Origin of the sequence: Mucilaginibacter terrenus, assembly GCF_003432065.1 — a bacterium.
Classification (GTDB): domain Bacteria; phylum Bacteroidota; class Bacteroidia; order Sphingobacteriales; family Sphingobacteriaceae; genus Mucilaginibacter; species Mucilaginibacter terrenus.
The window spans coordinates 1,562,653-1,582,095 of sequence record NZ_QWDE01000001.1 but is presented as its reverse complement, the minus strand read 5'-3'; the positions used below and the strand labels follow the sequence as shown (position 1 = coordinate 1,582,095).

General features: G+C 43.4%; 19 protein-coding genes. 11 read left to right on the top strand and 8 right to left on the bottom strand.

The window, feature by feature from the left end; translation table 11 throughout:
- The first annotated feature begins 67 nt into the window (after positions 1-67).
- A complete protein-coding gene (locus DYU05_RS06960; protein WP_117382230.1) occupies positions 68-1,240 on the top strand; it encodes a proline dehydrogenase family protein in 1,173 nt (390 codons plus the stop codon).
- Between the two features lie 59 nt (positions 1,241-1,299).
- Here the strand turns inward: DYU05_RS06960 and DYU05_RS06955 are convergent, their stop codons facing one another.
- The 4 genes from DYU05_RS06955 to DYU05_RS06940 form a co-directional block, all read right to left on the bottom strand.
- Positions 1,300-1,776, bottom strand: a complete 477-nt coding sequence (locus tag DYU05_RS06955; RefSeq protein WP_117382229.1) for a DinB family protein — start codon at positions 1,774-1,776, stop codon at positions 1,300-1,302.
- A 62-nt stretch (positions 1,777-1,838) separates the two neighbouring features.
- Positions 1,839-2,471, bottom strand: a complete 633-nt coding sequence (locus DYU05_RS06950; RefSeq protein ID WP_117382228.1) for an HAD family hydrolase — start codon at positions 2,469-2,471, stop codon at positions 1,839-1,841.
- Between the two features lie 61 nt (positions 2,472-2,532).
- Positions 2,533-2,787 (bottom strand): hypothetical protein, encoded by a 255-nt coding sequence (locus DYU05_RS06945; protein WP_117382227.1) that lies wholly within the window; start codon positions 2,785-2,787, stop codon positions 2,533-2,535.
- A 60-nt stretch (positions 2,788-2,847) separates the two neighbouring features.
- Positions 2,848-4,638 carry a hypothetical protein gene (locus DYU05_RS06940; protein ID WP_117382226.1) on the bottom strand — a complete coding sequence of 597 codons (1,791 nt, stop codon included), beginning with the start codon at positions 4,636-4,638 and terminating at the stop codon, positions 2,848-2,850.
- 118 nt (positions 4,639-4,756) lie between these two features.
- Between DYU05_RS06940 and DYU05_RS06935 the strand changes: the two genes are divergently transcribed.
- The 10 genes from DYU05_RS06935 (at position 4,757) to adhP (ending at position 14,563) form a co-directional block, all read left to right on the top strand.
- Entirely contained in the window at positions 4,757-7,147 is a 2,391-nt protein-coding gene (locus DYU05_RS06935) for a heavy metal translocating P-type ATPase (RefSeq protein WP_117382225.1), read from the top strand.
- The gene (gene ccoS / locus DYU05_RS06930; RefSeq protein ID WP_117382224.1) at positions 7,147-7,308 is read left to right on the top strand and encodes a cbb3-type cytochrome oxidase assembly protein CcoS; all 162 of its coding nucleotides are present in this window, start codon (positions 7,147-7,149) and stop codon (positions 7,306-7,308) included. The genes DYU05_RS06935 and ccoS overlap by 1 nt, the downstream gene beginning before the upstream one ends.
- A gap of 83 nt (positions 7,309-7,391) precedes the next feature.
- Positions 7,392-9,515: a cytochrome-c oxidase, cbb3-type subunit I gene (gene ccoN / locus DYU05_RS06925; protein ID WP_117382223.1), complete on the top strand. Its 2,124-nt coding sequence runs from the start codon at positions 7,392-7,394 to the stop codon at positions 9,513-9,515.
- A 5-nt stretch (positions 9,516-9,520) separates the two neighbouring features.
- Entirely contained in the window at positions 9,521-9,712 is a 192-nt protein-coding gene (locus tag DYU05_RS06920; RefSeq protein ID WP_117382222.1) for a hypothetical protein, read from the top strand.
- Positions 9,709-10,599 carry a cbb3-type cytochrome c oxidase N-terminal domain-containing protein gene (locus DYU05_RS06915; protein ID WP_117382221.1) on the top strand — a complete coding sequence of 297 codons (891 nt, stop codon included), beginning with the start codon at positions 9,709-9,711 and terminating at the stop codon, positions 10,597-10,599. Before DYU05_RS06920 ends, DYU05_RS06915 begins: the two co-directional genes overlap by 4 nt.
- 6 nt (positions 10,600-10,605) lie before the next feature.
- Complete coding sequence (gene ccoG / locus DYU05_RS06910) at positions 10,606-11,976, top strand: cytochrome c oxidase accessory protein CcoG (RefSeq protein ID WP_117382220.1); 1,371 nt, start codon at positions 10,606-10,608, stop codon at positions 11,974-11,976.
- Between the two features lie 11 nt (positions 11,977-11,987).
- Positions 11,988-12,416 carry a FixH family protein gene (locus DYU05_RS06905; protein ID WP_117382219.1) on the top strand — a complete coding sequence of 143 codons (429 nt, stop codon included), beginning with the start codon at positions 11,988-11,990 and terminating at the stop codon, positions 12,414-12,416.
- Positions 12,406-13,089: a sulfite exporter TauE/SafE family protein gene (locus DYU05_RS06900; protein ID WP_117382218.1), complete on the top strand. Its 684-nt coding sequence runs from the start codon at positions 12,406-12,408 to the stop codon at positions 13,087-13,089. The genes DYU05_RS06905 and DYU05_RS06900 overlap by 11 nt, the downstream gene beginning before the upstream one ends.
- A 93-nt stretch (positions 13,090-13,182) precedes the next feature.
- Positions 13,183-13,527, top strand: a complete 345-nt coding sequence (locus tag DYU05_RS06895) for a hypothetical protein (protein WP_133300186.1) — start codon at positions 13,183-13,185, stop codon at positions 13,525-13,527.
- A 1-nt stretch (position 13,528) separates the two neighbouring features.
- A complete protein-coding gene (gene adhP, locus DYU05_RS06890) occupies positions 13,529-14,563 on the top strand; it encodes an alcohol dehydrogenase AdhP (protein WP_117382216.1) in 1,035 nt (344 codons plus the stop codon).
- Between the two features lie 53 nt (positions 14,564-14,616).
- Here the strand turns inward: adhP and hemN are convergent, their stop codons facing one another.
- The 4 genes from hemN to DYU05_RS06870 all read right to left on the bottom strand — a co-directional run bounded on the left by hemN (position 14,617) and on the right by DYU05_RS06870 (position 19,324).
- Positions 14,617-15,978, bottom strand: a complete 1,362-nt coding sequence (gene hemN / locus DYU05_RS06885; RefSeq protein WP_117382215.1) for an oxygen-independent coproporphyrinogen III oxidase — start codon at positions 15,976-15,978, stop codon at positions 14,617-14,619.
- Between the two features lie 7 nt (positions 15,979-15,985).
- Positions 15,986-17,011: a 2-hydroxyacid dehydrogenase gene (locus DYU05_RS06880; RefSeq protein ID WP_117382214.1), complete on the bottom strand. Its 1,026-nt coding sequence runs from the start codon at positions 17,009-17,011 to the stop codon at positions 15,986-15,988.
- A gap of 79 nt (positions 17,012-17,090) precedes the next feature.
- Positions 17,091-18,140, bottom strand: a complete 1,050-nt coding sequence (locus DYU05_RS06875) for a response regulator (RefSeq protein ID WP_117382213.1) — start codon at positions 18,138-18,140, stop codon at positions 17,091-17,093.
- Positions 18,137-19,324, bottom strand: a complete 1,188-nt coding sequence (locus DYU05_RS06870) for a PAS domain-containing sensor histidine kinase (protein WP_117382212.1) — start codon at positions 19,322-19,324, stop codon at positions 18,137-18,139. Before DYU05_RS06870 ends, DYU05_RS06875 begins: the two co-directional genes overlap by 4 nt.
- Positions 19,325-19,443: the final 119 nt, after the last annotated feature.

The following is a 19,443-nucleotide window of genomic DNA, read 5'->3' as shown; positions in this document are numbered from 1 at the left end:
ACTATTTATTGCTAATGGGCTGCAACCGCCATGATCCCCATGAACAATTACTTATGAACGTTTCAGCATGAATAATAAACTATCTTTCGAAGATACCGAGATTGCCTTTAAACATTCTTCTAATACCGATCTTAACCGCGCTTACTGGCTTTTTAGGGCTATAAACGTTAACTTTTTGGTGAAGATTGGCCCGCCGATCACTAACTTTTTCATGAAGGTAGGCCTGCCTATAAAAAGCCTGATTAAAGCCACCATCTTTAAACATTTTTGCGGCGGGGAAACTATTGATGAGTGTAACCCAACCATAAAAAATTTGGCTGTTGGCGGCGTGGGTACCATTTTAGATTACTCGGTAGAAGGGGAGGATGAAGAAAGCGTATTTGATAATACCCGCGACGAGATTATCCGTACGGTAATAAAAGCGTCGAAAGATAAAGCCATTCCGCTTACGGTATTTAAGGTAACCGGTGTGGGCCGCTTTGCGTTGTTGGAAAAGCTGGACGAGGGGCTTAAGCTGAATGTAGACGAGCAAATAGAGTGGCAGAAAGTACAGGACCGTGTGCTGGCTATTTGTGAGATGGCACATTCCGAAGGGGTGCCGGTGATGATTGATGCTGAAGAAAGCTGGATCCAGAAAACGATTGACGATCTGGCTCTTAATATGATGCGGTTCTTTAACAAAGAACGGAACATTGTATATAATACCTACCAGATGTACCGCCACGATAAGTTAGCATCGTTGATAAACGATTTTGCTGTTGCGGAGGAAGAAGGTTTTATCCTTGGTGCTAAAATAGTACGCGGTGCCTACATGGAAAAGGAGCGCAAGCGTGCGGAAGAGCGCGGCTATACTTCGCCTATACAGCCGGACAAGGCTTCTACCGACCGTGATTACAATGATGCGCTTGTTTTTTGTGTAGACCACGTAGATAAGATAGCTTTTGTAGCAGGTACCCATAACGAAGAAAGTTCGCGCCTGCTTGCCGAGTTGCTAAACGGCAAGAAAGTGCCGCACAATCACCCGCATGTGTATTTTTCGCAGTTGCTTGGCATGAGCGATAACCTGAGCTTTAACCTGGCTGATGCCAAATACAACGTAGCTAAGTATGTACCTTATGGCCCAATAAAAGCAGTGCTGCCATACTTGTTCCGCCGGGCACAGGAGAATACCGCTATAGCCGGGCAAATGAGCCGCGAACTGGGGTTAATTGTTAAGGAGAAAAAAAGAAGAGGCGTTTAATTAAAAGTGCAGCTAATAACTGGTTGTGTTCGGCGCTATAAACAAGTGTCGATTACGCTTTATTCTCTAATCACATCAGTATCTACGGGGATGTAGCCTAGCTGTCGGCTCATGTTAACGACCTGGCCTTTGTGGTGGAATTCATGCGTTATAACATGGGTGAAAAGCTCAAAAGGCGACCGAAAGAGTGTGCTGCCGTCTGGCCGGGTAATAACACGTTGTTCCTGAAGCGAGTTGTTGTTATGGAGCAGGAACTCATTCATAACTAGATCAACCTGCCCGTAAGCTTGCCTTACACCTTCCATATTTTTGCAGTCTTCATCTTTAAAATAGAGACGTTGCTCCTGCATAGCGCTGTTTGACAACCAAAAAACATAACAGTTAGCCACATGTACAAGTTGGCTAATTATGCTCTCGTTGTTAAAAGATGGCAAAGGGGTAAATAAAAGCTCTTTGGGTAAGGTGTCACAAGAATTGAAAAGTGAACTGCGTGCTGACAGGATCAATTGGTATTGTTGCAATAGGGTGGTATACATAGCAGCTGATAAATATATTAGGGTACAAGCAGCCTAACAACCTTGTTTTACAGCCACATAAATTAAATTAAGTGCTCGCGTTTTGCAAACGCCTGCAGCGTGTCCGGGGCAGTCATCAAAAACGTTTGTATCCCTAGTGTTTTTGCCGCCTCCAAGTGTTGGGGGCTATCATCAATAAACAGCGTTTCCTGCGGAATCAGATTATTCTCATCCAGTACCTGCTGAAAAAAGTTGATTTCCGGTTTACGTTTGCCCTGCAGGTGCGAGTAATACGTACGTTCGAAAAAGTGCTCGTTATTGTCGAAGTTAAACTCATCCTTTAGGTACTTCATAATGTAGTTATAATGGATGTCGTTTATGTTGCTCAATAAAAAAGTACGGTATTTACCTTTTAGCTGCAGCAGCAAATCGTGTGTGCCCGGCGCTATACCCAGTAGCAAACTGTTCCACGCATCATCAATCTGCTTATCAGTAACATTGGAGTCACCTATGAACTGCCTGATGTAGGAACGGAACTCATCACCGGAAACTTCGCCACGATCGAACTTGTCAAATATCTGGTCCTGCTGCCGGTGCCCGTAAAATTCTTCGGCATTGGGTAAGCCCAGTTTTGCAAATGCCTGCTGCGCATTACGAAAGTCGATGTTGAAAATAACGTTACCGTAATCAAAGATGATGTTTTTTACGTTCTGCATATTTTGAGATTGAACGCAAATATGCCAAATTGATGTTAAACTAGTACGCTCAAATTGCTGATTACACGGTAGGAGAGTGTTGGTCTAAGTTGCTTATTTCAAATTCTTCCTGATGTGAAAACATACGGCCGTCATGTTCCCAATCAAGTGTTAACTTCCATTTTCCCTTGCCGCAATCATCCACCGGTATCTCTAGTGAATTATCGTTCAAACTTGTTACTTTCAGACGTTGGCACGCGCTGCCGGTGCAGGTTATAGGGGTTAAAACTGCGTTACCGTTCACCGGATGGTTGAAGTTGAATCGTATAGTTTTCATATCGGCCTGATTTAATTACTTAAAGGTACCATAAGTTGAAAGTCAAAAAAATGAGAGGCATCACAACTTAATAGATGATAGGTGGGTAAGATTATTTAGTAATACACTTTCAAGAAAGTTAAGTTGGTCTTTCAATTCTGCTGCTGAAATAAAATTGTCTGTAAATAAATTTTTATAGTAGTTTATCCCGCTTAACAGTTGCTCTTTAAAAGCCTGTAATTGATTAGCCTTCTTCTGGGTGAGCTTATTGATATGCTTCTGTATGTCTTTTTGCAGATAGTTTACATAGAGCTCAAGTTCTTTAATAAAAAAGTGCGGACGTTTATTATCGGTAAGCAGATTGATTTTCCCGTATATATGGCCAATCATTTCCTCCATCGAAAAAGTTTTATGAAAATAGGCCAGGTTTGGACCGGGGCATATTGCAACTGCGGTATTTTCCTTCGGTTTGGTAATATTGTACTTCAGGTAAGCCGATGCGCACAATCCCTCGCACAGACAAATTTTCTCGGTGATTTCGTTAAGGGCAGCCTGGTGTTCTGTATCTGCTAAGTGCAAATTGTTAAGTTGTTTAATTTTGAGGCTTTGATACTCGCGGGATGCTGTACAAATAGCTTCTTCGGTAAATTCGGTATTGCTGCACAAAAACTTTTTAGTACAGGGGCTGCCCGGGCGGTTAAGCGCAATGCGCTGAAGCCTTTGTTGCTCTACAGTACTTTGCTTAAAATTACTGAACAAAATGCCCAAAGGCGAGGAGTCGCTTAAGTAGTAATCCTCTTGTGCAGCACTCGTTAGTTTAGCTAAGGTGTCGTCGTCTACGTTTGTTGCTTCGGGTACCAGCAGGAAGGGGCTGCCCCAACCAGTTGCATCTACATGATAATACTGCCTTAAAAAGTTGTTCTCCTCAGCAGTTCCAATGCCCCCCTGCACGGTTATTCTTAGAGACTGAGGTTTCGCCCCAAGGAGTCCTTTTTGTAATAACGCGTTAATATATAAGTTGCTAAGTTCAGCATGCATCTCTACGCGCCGGTCTTTAAACTCCTGCAAAATAGGGCCGAGCAAATAACCTTCAGTTGCAAACGCATGGCCGCCGCAGTTAAGTCCTGATTCTACCCTGAACTCAGAAACCCATATTCCTTTTTTTGCCAGAAACTTCGCCTGTATAAAGGCTGACCGGAAATCACTCACTTTAAGAATTACTCTCTTGGTTATTTCCCCGTTTTGGTTAGGATAGAAGGTTGCAAAGTTCTCAAGATAGCTATATAGCTTAGGGTTCATACCTGCGGATAGGATTACAGCAGAGTGCAGGTCACTCTCTGCAAATCCCCGTAGGGCGGCAAGCGCATCTGTGTTTTCAGCCCCTAAATACGTACCATCCGCAGCAAAATTCATTTTGTCTACTTTGGCCATAATATTTACATCAATAGATCCCTTAGTGATACTATTACGCAGTACAAGCTGAAACATCTGTTTCTGTGGACCTTCCGGATATTCAAGCATCAGGTCGTACCCTTGTTTAAGGGGAGAGGTGTCGGGCAAGAGCTGAAAATAGCGGCTTAAATCACTGTCAGGCACGAAATTTTGCTTTTTTAATGCCGTAAACTGCTCATTCACCAAGTCATTCACCAGGTTAAGGTAAGCGGTGATCCGCCTGGCACGATGATCTGCTTCTGTCTTCTTGATAGGTGTAAAAGGTTTGTCATTCTCTTTAGAATGGAACTCACGCATTCGCTCTACCAGTTCATCATCAACAATAGACATTACTGACGAAATACCGTACCGCGCTACCTTAAGCGGCGTATCTATAGAAAAACCTAATCCTAAAACAGGGATGTGAAATGTATGGCTCATGTGTCAAAAGTAAGCCGGTGGCAAGCGCCAAAAACTGACCACCGTCACATTCTGCTAAAACGATGGTCATTATTTAAGCGGCTGAAAGCAGGGAGTTTTGAATGATCAACATTAACAAATGACTGAAAGCATTTTTACTCAAAAAACACTCTGCTATCATTGCGGCGATGAATGTTTAACAACCAGGTACACCCTTGAAGAAAAATCATTTTGTTGCCACGGCTGTAAAACAGTTTACACTATACTGGCCGAAAATAACTTGTGCAGTTATTACTCCTTCAATGATCATCCCGGCTTAACACGCGCACGTACCGATAAGCGTTTTGACTACCTGAACGAGCCGGCAATTATTAAGGAACTGGTAGACTATACAGATGATAACCTTACCATAATAACCTTTTACATTCCGCATATCCATTGCAGTTCATGTATATGGCTGCTGGAAAAGCTTAATAGGTTTAACGCTGGTGTTTTATATAGCCGCATAGATTTTTTAAAGAAACAGCTTAATGTTAAATATGATCCTCAAAAAATAAGCCTAAGGGAACTTGTTGAGTTGCTTTTTGATATCGGTTATGAACCGTTGATCAGCTTGCAGGATGTTATCAAAAAACAAAATCGCGCTAATGAGAAAGATAATCTCATACAGCGCATAGCAGTGGCAGGTTTTTGCTTTGGTAATGTGATGCTTTTAAGCTTTCCGGAGTATTTAGGGCTGTCTGCATTAGAGGCATCGTTTAAACATTTCTTCGGCTGGCTAAATGTACTGTTCTCATTGCCTGTGGTTTTTTACAGTGGGCGGGAGTACTTTGTATCAGCATGGCAAAATTTGAAGAACAGAGTTCTTAATATAGATTTTCCGCTGGCACTTGGCATTGCGGTATTGTTTGCGCGTACGGCTGCCGAAGTGCTTACCAAATCTGGAGCGGGCTTTGCGGATACGCTTTGCGGGCTGGTGTTTTTCTTGCTTGTGGGCAAGTTTGTACAACGCAAAACTTATCATCACATATCGTTCGAGCGCGATTACCGTTCCTTTTTCCCCGTTGCCGTACAGGTTATTACTGATGGCGCAGAAAAGCCGGTGCCATTAGCCGACCTCAAGGTTGGCGAGCGTATAGTACTGCGGCATAACGAAATTATTCCGGCAGATGCTATTTTACTGAAAGGGGAGGCGTTGATTGATTTTAGCTTTGTAACCGGCGAATCTATCCCTGTAAGTAAGACCCTAGGCGAGATCATTTATGCCGGTGGCCGGCAAACCAGCGAAGCTATTGAATTGGAAGTGGTGAAGCCCGTATCACAAAGTTACCTTACCCAACTTTGGAACAACGAGGCGTTCACTCGCTTACAACATAATCGCATGCAAACTTTTAACGAGCGGGTGAGCAAGCATTTTACAATAGTGCTATTAATTATTGCTTTTGGTGCGCTTTTATTTTGGTTACCTACCAGTTTAAACCGAGGGTTGGCTGCCTTTACAGCCGTGTTGATAGTTGCCTGCCCCTGCGCTTTAGCTTTAAGTACGCCATTTACCATGTCGGCAGCATTGAGCATTTTTGATAGGAACTTGTTCTACCTGAAGAATACAGCGGTTGTTGAGCAACTGGCGAAAATAGACACAATTGTATTTGATAAAACAGGCACAATAACTACAGGCACCGACAATAACATAACACTTAGTGGCAGCCTAACGACATCAGAGCTGCAGTTAGTTTATAGCGCCTGTATAAATTCCAATCACCCCTTATCCCGAATGATAAGCCAATATCTTGGTAAAATTGATAAGCTTGAATTAAAATATTATAGAGAAACACCAGGACAAGGTATAAACGCCCTTGTAGGGGGGCATGATGTGCGGATTGGTAGTGGCAAGTTTGTGTTTGGCGAGTTTAAGGAAATTGGCAATCAAACCCGTGTGCACTTACTTATTGATGGAAAGTACTGCGGGTACTTTGCCTTCAAACAAAACTATCGTGCCGGGCTGCGCCAAACGGTAAACGAACTTTCAAAATATCAAACCTTCCTGATTTCGGGAGATAGTGATCATGAAAAAGATGAGTTATTGCCCGTATTTAAAAGTTTCGACCGGATGAACTTTAGTCAGTCTCCACAAAAGAAGCTGGAGTTTATACAGCTATTGCAACGATTGAAGGGGAAGGTAATAATGATGGGGGATGGCCTTAATGATGCCGGCGCCCTGCGCCAAAGCGATTTGGGTATCGCCGTTACAGATAATATAAACAACTTTTCGCCTGGTTGTGACGCAATACTGGATGGGCGGTCGTTTAACAAACTTCCTGCTTTTTTAAAGTTTTCCAAAAGCACCGTCAGCATAATACATTGTTCCTTTTTGATATCGCTCACCTACAATTTAATAGGCCTCAGCTATGCGGTAACGGGCAAACTTTCGCCGTTAACAGCTGCCATATTAATGCCGCTAAGCACGGCTACAATCATTTCTTTTACTACTGTAGCTACACACTTGGCTGCTAAAAAACGGGGGTTGTAATGAGCATAATTTACTTTCTAATTGGTTGCAGTGTAGTACTGGCACTAGCATTCTTGCTGGCCTTTTTCTGGTCGCAGCGTACCGGGCAAAATGATGATCTGTATACCCCATCAGTGCGCATACTGATTGACGACGAACCGGATACTAACGACAAAAAGTGACGGCCATCACTCTTTCTTGCAATTAGCATCATTCTTAGCCTGCCTGGCTTAAAATACTTTTACAACATCATTTAAACAACACTATGCAGCCCGAAAAATTTTACTATGATAACAAGATCGTCAGGAATTTTGGTATTGCCACCATTGTATGGGGCATTATCGGAATGACAGTTGGACTTATTGCGGCAATCCAATTATTTAAGCCCGGCATGAATATGGGCAACCAGTACACCACCTTTGGCCGTATACGCCCGCTGCACACCAACGCGGTGATATTTGCTTTTGTTGGCAACGCCATATTTATGGGCGTATACTATTCACTGCAACGCCTGCTAAAGGCCCGCATGTTCAACACATTTCTAAGCAATTTACATTTCTGGGGATGGCAGCTTATCATCGTATCGGCAGTTATTACACTACCGTTAGGACTTACCACATCACATGAGTATGCCGAACTGGAGTGGCCAATAGATATTGCTATTACGATTATATGGGTAGTGTTCGGCGTTAATATGTTTGGAACCATTTTCAAGCGCCGCGAAAGGCACCTGTACGTAGCCATTTGGTTCTACATCGCCACATTTGTAACTATTGCCGTGCTGCACATTGTTAACTCATTTGAGTTGCCGGTATCTGCATTTAAAAGCTATATGGTTTATGCCGGTGTTCAGGACGCACTGGTGCAGTGGTGGTATGGGCACAATGCGGTTGCATTTTTCCTTACAACCCCATACCTGGGCATGATGTACTACTTTTTGCCCAAAATGGCTAATCGCCCTATCTATTCGTATAAACTCAGCATCCTGCATTTTTGGGCATTGATATTTATCTATATCTGGGCCGGACCGCATCACTTGTTATATACCACCTTACCTGGTTGGGCACAGTCATTAGGGATAGTATTTTCTATCATGCTGATAGCGCCAAGCTGGGGTGGTATGATTAACGGTTTGCTAACGCTGCGCGGCGCATGGGACAAGGTGCGTGACGATGTAGTGCTTAAGTTTATGGTAGTTGGTTTAACCGCCTATGGCATGGCCACGTTTGAAGGCCCGATGCTCTCCCTTAAACAAATAAATGGGCTAGCACACTTTACCGACTGGATTGTAGCCCACGTACACGTTGGCGCGCTCGGTTGGAATGGATTCCTGACGTTTGCTATACTCTACTGGCTGATACCACGCATTTATAAAACTGAGCTTTATTCTAAAAAACTCGCGTCGTTCCACTTTTGGATTGGTACACTGGGTATACTGTTTTACGCTATACCCATGTATTGGGCTGGCTTTACGCAAGGACTTATGCTTAAAGAGTTTACCGCCGAGGGCATGCTGAAGTATCCAAACTTTTTGGAAACAACATTGCGTATTATTCCGATGCATGTAATGCGTTCAATCGGCGGTACGTTTTACCTGTTGGGCGTAATTGTGATGGCTTATAACATAGCCCGCACTATGAAGCAGGGAAAACTGGTAGCTGATGAAGCAACTGAAGCTATGCCGTTAGAACCTCTAAACGAACTAACCGAAAGCGGCTGGCACCGTAAACTCGAAAGAAGGCCTATACAGCTAATGGTTGGTGCACTTATAGTGATCTTGATAGGCACCGTAATAGAATTAATGCCGACCATGACTATTTCATCAAACGTGCCTACAATAGCCAGCGTTAAACCTTACACTCCGCTTGAGTTACAGGGTAGAGATATTTACATACGCGAAGGCTGTTCAAACTGCCATTCACAAACAGTAAGGCCCTTCCGGTCAGAAACTGAACGTTATGGCGAGTACAGTAAAGCCGGAGAGTTCGTTTATGATCACCCATTCCTCTGGGGATCTAAACGTACCGGACCCGATCTGGCCCGGGAAGGTCAAAAGTATGGGAACGCATGGCATTATAATCACATGATGGATCCTCGACTGATGTCGCCGGGAAGCATAATGCCAAACTACGATTGGTTGTTAACCCAAAAGTTAGATACTACCACCACCCGTACCAAAATTAACGCTATGCGCACTTTGGGTGTACCATACGCTACAGGTTATGAAAACAAGGCTAATTACGAGTTGAATAAACAAGCCGAAGAAATAGCGCAAAGCCTGTCGAAAGATAAGATCAAAGTAAAAAGTGATAAAGAGATCATCGCCGTTATTGCTTATCTGCAAAGATTGGGTACTGATATTAAAGCAAATAAAACCGCCAACAAATAACAATCATGTTTAAACAATTTACCGAGAACATAAACGGGCACCAGGTTTACCTGCTTAGTTCGCTGGGCATATTTTTGATATTTTTTATTGTAGTAGCTATAATACTATTCAAGTTGGGCAAAAGCCATGTAGAGCACATGAGCGAGCTTCCACTTAGTGATAGCGATATCCATTCATCAGAAAAAGCTTTACAATGAAAAGACGGCTATTTATCACAACAACAATTGTAATAGCAGCGCAGCAAAGCTTTGCCCAGGGCGATGGCATGTTGTCTGATGAAATGAAAAATTACATTGGCTATGGTGCCATTGTAACCATGCTGCTGTTGTTTTTGGGAGTTATGCTGGTTTTGCTACGCACCTTCAAAGTACTTACCCGCGTAGTTTTAAAATCTCAGGGCTACACCTCTCAGCAAATAGAAGCTGAACTACAACCAGCGAGAAAAGAAAAGAAGCCGAAAGGTGAGGTATGGAACAAACTGCTGTCTCTTAAACCTTTATCGGAAGAGAAAAGCTTGCTCATACCGCATGAATATGATGGTATACAGGAGTTAAATAACCCAACGCCTGCATGGTTCATGTATCTATTTTACAGTACCATAGTTTTTGCAGTAGCCTATTTACTTATCTATCATGTGTTTGACCTTGGCCAATCGCAATATGCAGAGTACAAGACGGAAATTGTGCAGGCTGAGATTGAGAAAAAGATTTACTTGAGTAAGGCCGCAAACCGTGTAGATGAAAGTACTGTGAAGGTTAGTACAGACCCAAGCGTATTAGCCGGGGGAAAGGGCGTGTTTAAGCAAAGCTGCGCTCCTTGCCATGGCGACAATGGGCAAGGTGTTGTTGGCCCTAACCTTACAGATGAATACTGGCTGCATGGCAACAAAATTTCAGATGTATTTAAAACGATCAAATATGGCGTGTTGGCTAAAGGTATGCCAACCTGGGAAAAACAGCTCTCACCTAAGCAAATTGCAGATGTAGCCAACTATATCCTGTCCTTAAAGGGTACACACCCTGCTGGTGCTAAAGAGCCGCAGGGCGAGAAAGAGGTTGCAGAAAAATTAGTTGCTAAGAAATAAAACGTTATGGATACAGTCATAAGTGATGCTGGCGTAGAGAAAAGGAGATGGCTGTATCCGGCACTGCGTAAAGGACAGTTGTACAAATGGCGGGCTGCTGTTAGTTATGTGTATTTGCTGGTCTTTTTTGCAGGGCCGCTTTTAAGGATCGGTGGACAGCCCTTTCTGTTGCTGAATGTTATAGAGCGCAAATTTGTTATTCTTGGACAGGTGTTTTGGCCGCAGGACATCTTCTTGTTTGTGATAGCAACACTGATATTTGTAGTATTTGTTACGCTGTTCACTATTGCTTTTGGCAGGATATTCTGCGGATGGATATGCCCGCAAACCATTTTTATGGAAATGGTTTTTCGCAGGATTGAGATATGGATTGAGGGTGATGCCAACAAACGCCGCAAGCTTGATGCGAGCGAATGGACGAACGAGAAGATCCTAAAAAAAGGAGCTAAGCATTTAATATTTATTCTGCTTTCATTCCTTATAGCCAATACATTCCTCGCTTACGTTATTGGTAGTGAAAACCTGGTCAAGATAATAACCGAGCCGGTTAACGCCCATGTGGTTGGCTTTATAAGCATATGGATTTTCACAGTGGTCTTTTACCTGGTATATAGCCAGGTGCGCGAGCTTGTTTGCACCGTTATATGCCCTTATGGCCGCCTACAAGGGGTGTTAATAGATAAGGATACGGTCGTAGTAGCGTATAATGAAGTTAGGGGAGAGCCACGTGGTAAACTAAAGAAAGATAGCGCCGACAATCCAAAAGGTGACTGTGTAGACTGCAACCTATGCGTTGCTGTTTGCCCAACCGGTATCGATATCCGGAAAGGTACCCAGTTAGAGTGTATAAACTGCACTGCTTGTATTGATGCCTGTAACTATGTTATGGATAAGATAAACAAGCCTCCTGCCCTAATAGGTTACTATTCGGAGAATATGATTGTAAACAATCAGAAGCCAGCTTTTACGTGGCGAATGGCAGGGTACAGCGCCATTATGTTAGTGCTTATGTGTGTGATGGGCTATTTCGTATTTAGCCGCAGCGAGGTTGACATGACAGTTATGCGTGGCGCAGGCATGCTATACCAGGAGCAGCCGGGAGGCTATATTAGCAATATATACAACGCCGAGATCATCAATAAATCTAACCAGCCAAAAAGGATAATTATTAAACCTACAGACCCGGCAGTTAAGATAAAATATATTCAGGCGCCGGCTGTAATTGAAAAAGGAAGTTCGCTAAAGGTGGTGTTCTTTGTAATGATGCCCGCGGCTGCTATTCAATCGCCTAAAACCACGGTAACGCTACAGTTGCTAACTGGCAACAAAGTGCTGGAAACCAAAAGTACTTCCTTTATAGGACCTGTAAACGACTAATAAACAACACTATGAACTGGGGAAAAGGATTAGTTATCGGCATGCTGCTCTTTATGAGTTTTATTGTGGGCATGAGCTGTTACATGTTTAAACTACCAGCGGACGACTATGACCGTGAGTACTATGAGAAAGGCTTAACTTTTAACAGTGATTTTAAAAAAGAACGGCAAGTGATAATCGATAAGGCACAACCGCTGATGAGTGTAAATGCTGAAAATATCATGATCCGGTTTACTGCGCCGGCAACGGGTACAGTTAGATTTATAGATCCCGCCAGCCAAAACAGAGACAAAATCTATCGGGTCGAAACAAATGGTGATGTTTCTATGGCTTTACCTAAAGGGGGGCTCACGAACGGCAAATGGAACGTAACGATCAACTGGAAAAGCGGCGCGCACCAGTATTTGTATAAACAAGATATTAATATACATGGGCAATAACCAGGTAGCATTTTTTATAGGTTTGCTTGGTAGCGTACATTGCGTTGGCATGTGTGGTCCGCTAGCCTTCAGCATCCCTTCGCTACAAAAGAGTTGGCTTTCAATAGTTGCTGATAAATTGCTTTATAATCTGGGACGCGTTTTAACTTATGCAACTTTAGGGCTTCTGCTCGGTTACCTTGGTAAACTGCTTTGGCTGGCCGGAGCGCAGCAGATGATTAGCGTTACAAGTGGGATTGTTATAATTGCTGTGGGGCTGGTTAGAGTACTTAAGTACAAAAACAATAAACTAAATATTAGCCAGTCGTTACCTTTTTATAAACTCATTAATTTTGCTCTTAAACATCATGCAGGGCACTTTGCTTTGGGCATGCTTAATGGCCTTCTACCGTGCGGCTTTGTATATGTTGCGCTGTTTGGTGCGCTCAATACTAGCTCCGCAGCAGAAGCCGCAACATTTATGTTTTGGTTTGGCATAGGTACGGTTCCGTTAATGCTTACTGCAGCATTAAGTTTTAAACTGCTTGGTCCGCTGGTGCGTCGCCGTATAAACTTCGCAATGCCCTATTTAATGATTGTGCTGGGTTGCTGGTTTATTTTGCGCGGAGCGGGTTTGGATTTACCGTACCTCAGTCCGCTAATTAAAGCTTCAGGGGCAAGCGTTTGTCATTAAGTAAAAATGTGCTGAAGGTCACCTTTTTTGCCGCTTTCGGTCATGTCCCGGGCGGCCATATCAATGCACTTTTGTGGTATAAAAATAATTGATATGGCAACTTTAACAAATACCACTGCTCAATGGAGCGATGTCTCTTTAACCAACACCAACCCAAGCTTAATAAGCAAAATAACCGCCTGGGCAGATAAACAAGCTGCGAACCGTACCCTTTGGTTTATGGTATCTCTAATTGCGCAAGGCGTATTGTTTTTGCCCGTGCCTGCAGTTCTATTGTATTACTTTCACGCACCAATCTTTATTCTTGCTGTAACTCTTGGACTGTTCTTCTCAAATATTATAGCTGGTATGGGTGGCGCAGGTATCCGCGCAATGCTGGGCCTTTTTGCCTTTAGTATAATTGTCCATTTGTTAATGATTATCACCTTTATTATCTGATATGATACCAAAAATGATGAGAGCGGCGGTTGTTCAAGAGTTTGGACAGCCGCTTTTGATTAAAGACGTGCCTGTACCCAGCCCTGCGCAAAACCAAATATTGGTAAAGGTAATAGCTTGCGGCGTATGCCACACAGACCTGCATGCTGCTAACGGCGACTGGCCTGTAAAACCACAGTTGCCGCTAATTCCCGGTCATGAGGCAATTGGCTATGTGGTAGCCTTAGGGCCTGGCGTTGAGCGCGTAAAGATTGGCGACATTGTAGGCGCTCCGTGGCTACACAGTGCCTGCGGGTGTTGCGAATATTGCATTACAGGATGGGAAACCCTTTGCGGAGAACAAAAAAATGGCGGGTATAGCGTAAACGGTGGTTTTGCCGAGTACGTTGTAGCTGATGCCAGGTATGTAGCGCAATTACCGGCAGGAATATACTTTGCAGAAATGGCTCCTATAATTTGCGCCGGAGTAACCGTTTACAAAGGATTGAAGGAGACGGAGGTAAAACCTGGTGAGTGGGTGGCCATATCGGGTATTGGAGGGCTTGGCCACCTTGCGGTGCAGTATGCAAAAGCCATGGGCATGCATGTTGCTGCTATTGACGTAGCCGACGACAAGCTGGAGCTAGCTAAACGATTAGGGGCAGAGATAACCGTTAACGCTCTTAATCAGGACCCCGCAACTGCAATCAAGAGTGCGACAAGCGGTATGCATGGTGTGCTGGTTACTGCGGTTTCGCCGATAGCTTTTGAGCAGGGAATAGGAATGTTGAGGCGAATGGGTACAATAGCTTTGGTTGGCCTGCCAAAAGGCAGTTTTGATCTGCCGATTTTTGAAACCGTACTAAACCGTTACACTGTTCGTGGTTCTATTGTTGGAACCCGTAAGGATATGCAGGAAGCCGTTGCTTTTGCAGTGGAAGGGAAAGTTAAAGCTGCTATCCATACAGCAAAGCTGGAAGATATCAATCACGTATTCGATATGATGCGCAGCGGCGACATTAATGGCCGGATAGTACTGGAGATAGGAACACCATAATTACCAGGTGTTCTCAACAAAAAAGGCTCCTAATCAGGAGCCTTTTTTATGTCTTAAATAGCCATACTAAATAGCTGTGTAGCGGGTTTGTCGTTCCACAGCCTGCTATCAAGCGCCATGCAAATGTTGCGCAGGTACCGTTTGCCGGGGTTTGTTACCTGCAGCCCCCAGGAGCATAAATCTATCAAGCCGTCTTCCGCAAGCGGCTCTAAACGTTCGATGCCTTTAAGCAAGCCTTCAAATGGCTCGTTGTGGTAGTTCCAGGTGGTTTTACCGGTGCACATTATCTCTAAAATATGCTTGCGGATAACAATGTCTTCACCGGTTAATAAATGGCCTTTAAATATTGGCAGCGCACCAAGTTCAATGGTATTGATGTAGTCCTCAAGCTTTTTTTCATTTTGAGCAAATGCGTACCAACTGTCACTTATTGCCGATACGCCCAAACCTATAAGCAATTGAGTATGCTGATGCGTATAGCCCATAAAGTTACGGTGCAAATCACCTGTTTTTTCAGCGGCAACCAGCTGGTCGTCAGGCAACGCAAAGTGATCCATGCCAACTTCAACATAGCCGTAGTTTTTTAAAAGGCTGCGGCCAATATCATAAAGCTTAACCTTTGTTGGTGCGTCTGGCAGATCTGCTTCTGTAAATTTGCGCTGGCCGGGTTTTATCCAGGGTACATGAGCGTAACTGTAAAAAGCTATTCTGTCTGGCACCAGTTCACTTACCAGGTGCATTGTTTTCACCAGGCTGTCTGTTGTTTGTAGCGGTAAGCCGTAGATGAGATCATAGTTCACCGAAGTGTAACCAATTTTTCGTGCTGTGTAGGTAACATTACGTACCTGCTTCAGCGTTTGATGACGGTTGATGATCAACTGCACGGCAGGATCAAAGTCTTGTATGCCAAGGCTCAGGCGCCTGAAGCCAAGGTCAAATAAAGTCTGAAGATGCTCTGCAGTTGTATTACCCGGATGTGCCTCGAAACTAAATTCCGCATCGGGGTGAATGTTTACCCAACTTAATAGTCCAGTGATTAGCTTTTGCAGGTTAGCAGGACTAAAAAAGGTTGGTGTACCACCACCCAAATGAAGTTCGCGTAGTACCGGAGCGGTATCCATTAAAGAGCGGTACATGTTCCATTCCTTAAGTACAGCGTTTATATACGGTTCTTCTACATTATGGTTTTTGGTAATACGGGTGTTGCAGCCGCAATAGGTGCACAGGCTTTCGCAAAATGGCAAATGCACGTACAGGCTGATACCATCTTTTTCGTTAGTTTGAAAGAACGAGCTCTTTACCGAATCCTCCCATCGTGCCACAGAGAAATGATCAGTGTCCCAGTAGGGCATAGTTGGATAGCTGGTATAACGCGGCGCTGCTACATTATACTTTGCTTGTAAATATTTGTCCATTTGGGTGTTATTGATGTGAAGTTGATGCAACCGGAATACGGCAATTTTTGGCGCAGGCACATGCTTTGCCCACGCATTTATTTTGTTGCCATTTATCCAGGTTGCCAATGGTCTGGTCTGCTATGCTTTGCAAGGCTTCACGTGTAAGATACGCCTGGTGGGGTGTTATAAGCACCTGCTCAAACTGCATCAGCTCCTGTAGTATCTTATCTTTATTAACATCATGTTCATGATCTTCAAAAAACAATCCCTTCTCAAATTCATAAACATCCAAGCCCAGGTAGCCTATTTTGCCGGCGTAAAGTGCCTGGATAACATCGGTTGTTTTAATAAGAGCACCGCGGGAGGTATTAATAAGCATTACACCATCTCTCATTTGCGTTAAAGCATCCCGGTTGATGATGTGCCTGGTGCCCGGAGTTAATGGCACGTGTAGAGAAATAATGTCTGATTGGGCGTAAAGATCAGGTAAAGAAACATGCTTTATAGATGTCTCGTTGTTCGGAAACTGTAGGTCGTACCCAATAACACTACAACCAAGTCCTTTAAAAATGGAAGCTGACGCTAAACCAGTATTTCCCAGTCCTACGATCCCTACCGTTTTACCTGAGAAATTAAACCCTAAAAGGCCGTTGTTAGTAAAGTTAAAAATGTGGCCCTGCTCATTAGCTTTAATAAGTTTACGGTTGAGCGCAAAAGCTAGCGCAACGGCATGTTCCGCAATGGCTTCGGGGGAATAGTAGGGGACGTTGGCTACTTTTATTCCAAACTTAGCAGTTGCTTCTCTGTCAATGTGATCTGTGCCGGCAGAGCGGGTGGATATATATTTAATCCCTAAAGTAGCCAGGCGCTCTACAACCGGCGCCGAAACTTCATCGTTGGTAAACACCACAACTGCGTCTTTCCCTTCAGCGTAAATAGCAGTGTCTAAGCCAAGCGGATTTGATATAAGGGTTATATCGTGCTTTTTTTGATTAGCTTTTGAAAGAAACTCCTTCTCAAACGGTTTAATGCTGTATGCCACTACTTTCATTCGCAATATTTTTTGTTCAAAATTATCACGAATGCAGAAAGCTATAGTTGAGCCAAGTCAGCTCCAAAAATGATCTTCGTCAGTTTTTCATTTTAGAGAGCCTGAGTTCATCAATGATCGTTATCAGGCTGCCTTTCTTTTCTATCAGCCCTTCGTCTTTAAAATCTGATAAAGTGCGGCTTACCGTTTCAGAGGCCATGCCTGCAAGGGCTGCAAGATCTTCGCGGCTAATCTTAATACCATTATTGTCGTTACTTTGCTTGTACAGCTTTAATAATGAACCCGCCATGCGTTTACGTACCGAATTATAAGCGAGATGCAGGAGTTGTTCCTCCTTATCTCTTACGTCGTTGGCCAGTATCCGTATAAATTCTCGTGCCACATCGGGGTACTGTCCAATTAAATTATCAAGCTGTTCTTTAGGTATTAAACAAAGTTGCGAATCTTCTAAAGCTGTAGCAGTGTCGGCATACGGCTCATTGGCAAGCATCGCGTTTATACCCAGGTAATCATCAGCTGAATATATACCGGTCATTAATTCACGGCCGTCATCGGCAAGCTTTGCTGTCTTTATTCTTCCGCTTAGAACAATAAACAAACCATTGCCTCTATCGCCATCATAATATATAACCTGATTTTTTTTGACGGGCCTGCTTTTACGTTCGGCCACAACTTTTTTTAGTTCAGCAAGGCCGCTGTTTTTAGCCAGCAAGCCCGTTAGCTTATCCAGCGTGTTACTGTAAAAACTCTCCTGAACTTGCCGCTTTTTCAACCGGCTTTCTATAGCGGTGAGTAGTTCTATGTCGTCAAATGGCTTGGTGAGATAATCATCTGCACCCATTTCCATGCCTTTTCGCAGATCTACGCGCTCTGCTTTGGCAGTTAAGAAGATAAAGGGTATAGCGGCGGTTTCTACATTTTTGTTGAGCATATAGAGCACACCGTATCCATCCAGGTCGGGCATCATAATGTCGCAAAGAATAATATCTGGTTTGTGCTTCATGGCAAGCTCTACACCAACTTTGCCATTATCTGCCTGTAAAACGCCGAAATCTGCCAATTCAAGTATCTCAACTATATTTTCGCGGATATCCGTGTTGTCTTCAATTATCAATACTTGCTTGCTCATAATCGGTTAAATGAGATTTTAAATGATGTACCCTGGTTTATAACGCTCTTGAATTCAATGTAGCCATTCATCAGCTTGGTGTACCGTTCCACAATGTTTAACCCAAGCCCCGTTCCTGGAATGTTGCCGGTGTTATGCGCCCTGAAGAAAGGTTCGAACAAGTGTTTTTGATCTTTCTCGGGTATACCAATACCGTTATCTTTTATCATGATCGTGCACCCTGCGTCGCTGATCTCGGTGTTAAACTCAACAAAAGTATTTTCGCCGGAATATTTTATAGCATTGGCTATGAGGTTGAAAATGCAGTTTTTTAAAAGGTTTTGGTCGAGGTTCACCACGCTTTCCTTGCCCGTGTGCTGATAGATAATATGCTGGTTTTGCTTCGCTATTATCTGCATTTCTTCTGTTATCTCTTCTGAAAGCTTTACGAGATCGAACGTGGAGAATGCCGGATTTACTTTACCCGCCTCCAACTTTTCTAAGGATAAAAAATCGTTAAGTATAGTTGTAAGGTTGCCTACTGCGTTTTTTATTTTGCCTACGTGCTTGGCTATATTGTCGCTATTGAAAGCCTGTGCATATTTGTCAATAAGCGAGGCGGATAGCTGGATAGCACTTAGTGGCGTACGAAACTCGTGGGATGCCATGGATACAAAGCGGCTTTTCAGCTGGCTCAGCTCTTTTTCCTTTTCTAAGGACAGGCTTACTTCTTCTTTCGCGTTTTGCAACGCCATTACCGATTCTTTTAAAGATTGCGTCCGTTCTTCCACCAGCTCTTCCAGGTGTGCTGCATAATCTCTAAGTTGTTCCTCAGCCTCTTTTTGTTTGCTTAGGTCATGTATAAAACCCGTATAAATTTTTCGACCAGAAAATGCCACTTCGCTCACAGCCAATCTGAAAGGAAATGTACTGCCATCTTTACGCAGACCAATGACCTCGCGGCCTATACCTATTATATGAGGTACGCCGGTGTGCTGATATCGCCTTATATATTCATCATGTTGCCCCCGATCTGGCGGTGGCATTAAATAAAAAACGTTTTTGCCGATAACCTCTTCTGGACTATATTGAAAAAGCGAGCATGCAGCAGGATTAATAGTTTCAATAACGCCTCTTCCGTCTATAGTTATAATGCCATCTATAGCATTTTGAATTATAGCATTTAAGAGTGCCGCGTTTTCCATACCTAAGTTATTGTTGTATAAACATTACAAATATGGTAACCATAGTTTGCTTTTATATAAGTAAAGCTTATATAAAAGTAACAAAAGTCACTTTTTTCAAAAGTCAGAAGTTTCGTACC

Bases quoted from the DNA above. Each gene is read 5' to 3' on its own strand.
- DYU05_RS06960 (WP_117382230.1), top strand. From the start codon at position 68: ATGAATAATAAACTATCTTTCGAAGATACCGAGATTGCCTTTAAACAT.
- ccoS (WP_117382224.1), top strand. From the start codon at position 7,147: ATGAGCATAATTTACTTTCTAATTGGTTGCAGTGTAGTACTGGCACTA.
- adhP (WP_117382216.1), top strand. From the start codon at position 13,529: ATGATACCAAAAATGATGAGAGCGGCGGTTGTTCAAGAGTTTGGACAG.
- hemN (WP_117382215.1), bottom strand. From the start codon at position 15,978: ATGGACAAATATTTACAAGCAAAGTATAATGTAGCAGCGCCGCGTTAT.
- DYU05_RS06905 (WP_117382219.1), top strand. From the start codon at position 11,988: ATGAACTGGGGAAAAGGATTAGTTATCGGCATGCTGCTCTTTATGAGT.
- DYU05_RS06945 (WP_117382227.1), bottom strand. From the start codon at position 2,787: ATGAAAACTATACGATTCAACTTCAACCATCCGGTGAACGGTAACGCA.
- DYU05_RS06920 (WP_117382222.1), top strand. From the start codon at position 9,521: ATGTTTAAACAATTTACCGAGAACATAAACGGGCACCAGGTTTACCTG.
- ccoN (WP_117382223.1), top strand. From the start codon at position 7,392: ATGCAGCCCGAAAAATTTTACTATGATAACAAGATCGTCAGGAATTTT.
- DYU05_RS06940 (WP_117382226.1), bottom strand. From the start codon at position 4,638: ATGAGCCATACATTTCACATCCCTGTTTTAGGATTAGGTTTTTCTATA.
- DYU05_RS06870 (WP_117382212.1), bottom strand. From the start codon at position 19,324: ATGGAAAACGCGGCACTCTTAAATGCTATAATTCAAAATGCTATAGAT.
- DYU05_RS06935 (WP_117382225.1), top strand. From the start codon at position 4,757: ATGACTGAAAGCATTTTTACTCAAAAAACACTCTGCTATCATTGCGGC.
- ccoG (WP_117382220.1), top strand. From the start codon at position 10,606: ATGGATACAGTCATAAGTGATGCTGGCGTAGAGAAAAGGAGATGGCTG.
- DYU05_RS06950 (WP_117382228.1), bottom strand. From the start codon at position 2,471: ATGCAGAACGTAAAAAACATCATCTTTGATTACGGTAACGTTATTTTC.
- DYU05_RS06875 (WP_117382213.1), bottom strand. From the start codon at position 18,140: ATGAGCAAGCAAGTATTGATAATTGAAGACAACACGGATATCCGCGAA.
- DYU05_RS06915 (WP_117382221.1), top strand. From the start codon at position 9,709: ATGAAAAGACGGCTATTTATCACAACAACAATTGTAATAGCAGCGCAG.
- DYU05_RS06900 (WP_117382218.1), top strand. From the start codon at position 12,406: ATGGGCAATAACCAGGTAGCATTTTTTATAGGTTTGCTTGGTAGCGTA.
- DYU05_RS06895 (WP_133300186.1), top strand. From the start codon at position 13,183: ATGGCAACTTTAACAAATACCACTGCTCAATGGAGCGATGTCTCTTTA.
- DYU05_RS06955 (WP_117382229.1), bottom strand. From the start codon at position 1,776: ATGTATACCACCCTATTGCAACAATACCAATTGATCCTGTCAGCACGC.
- DYU05_RS06880 (WP_117382214.1), bottom strand. From the start codon at position 17,011: ATGAAAGTAGTGGCATACAGCATTAAACCGTTTGAGAAGGAGTTTCTT.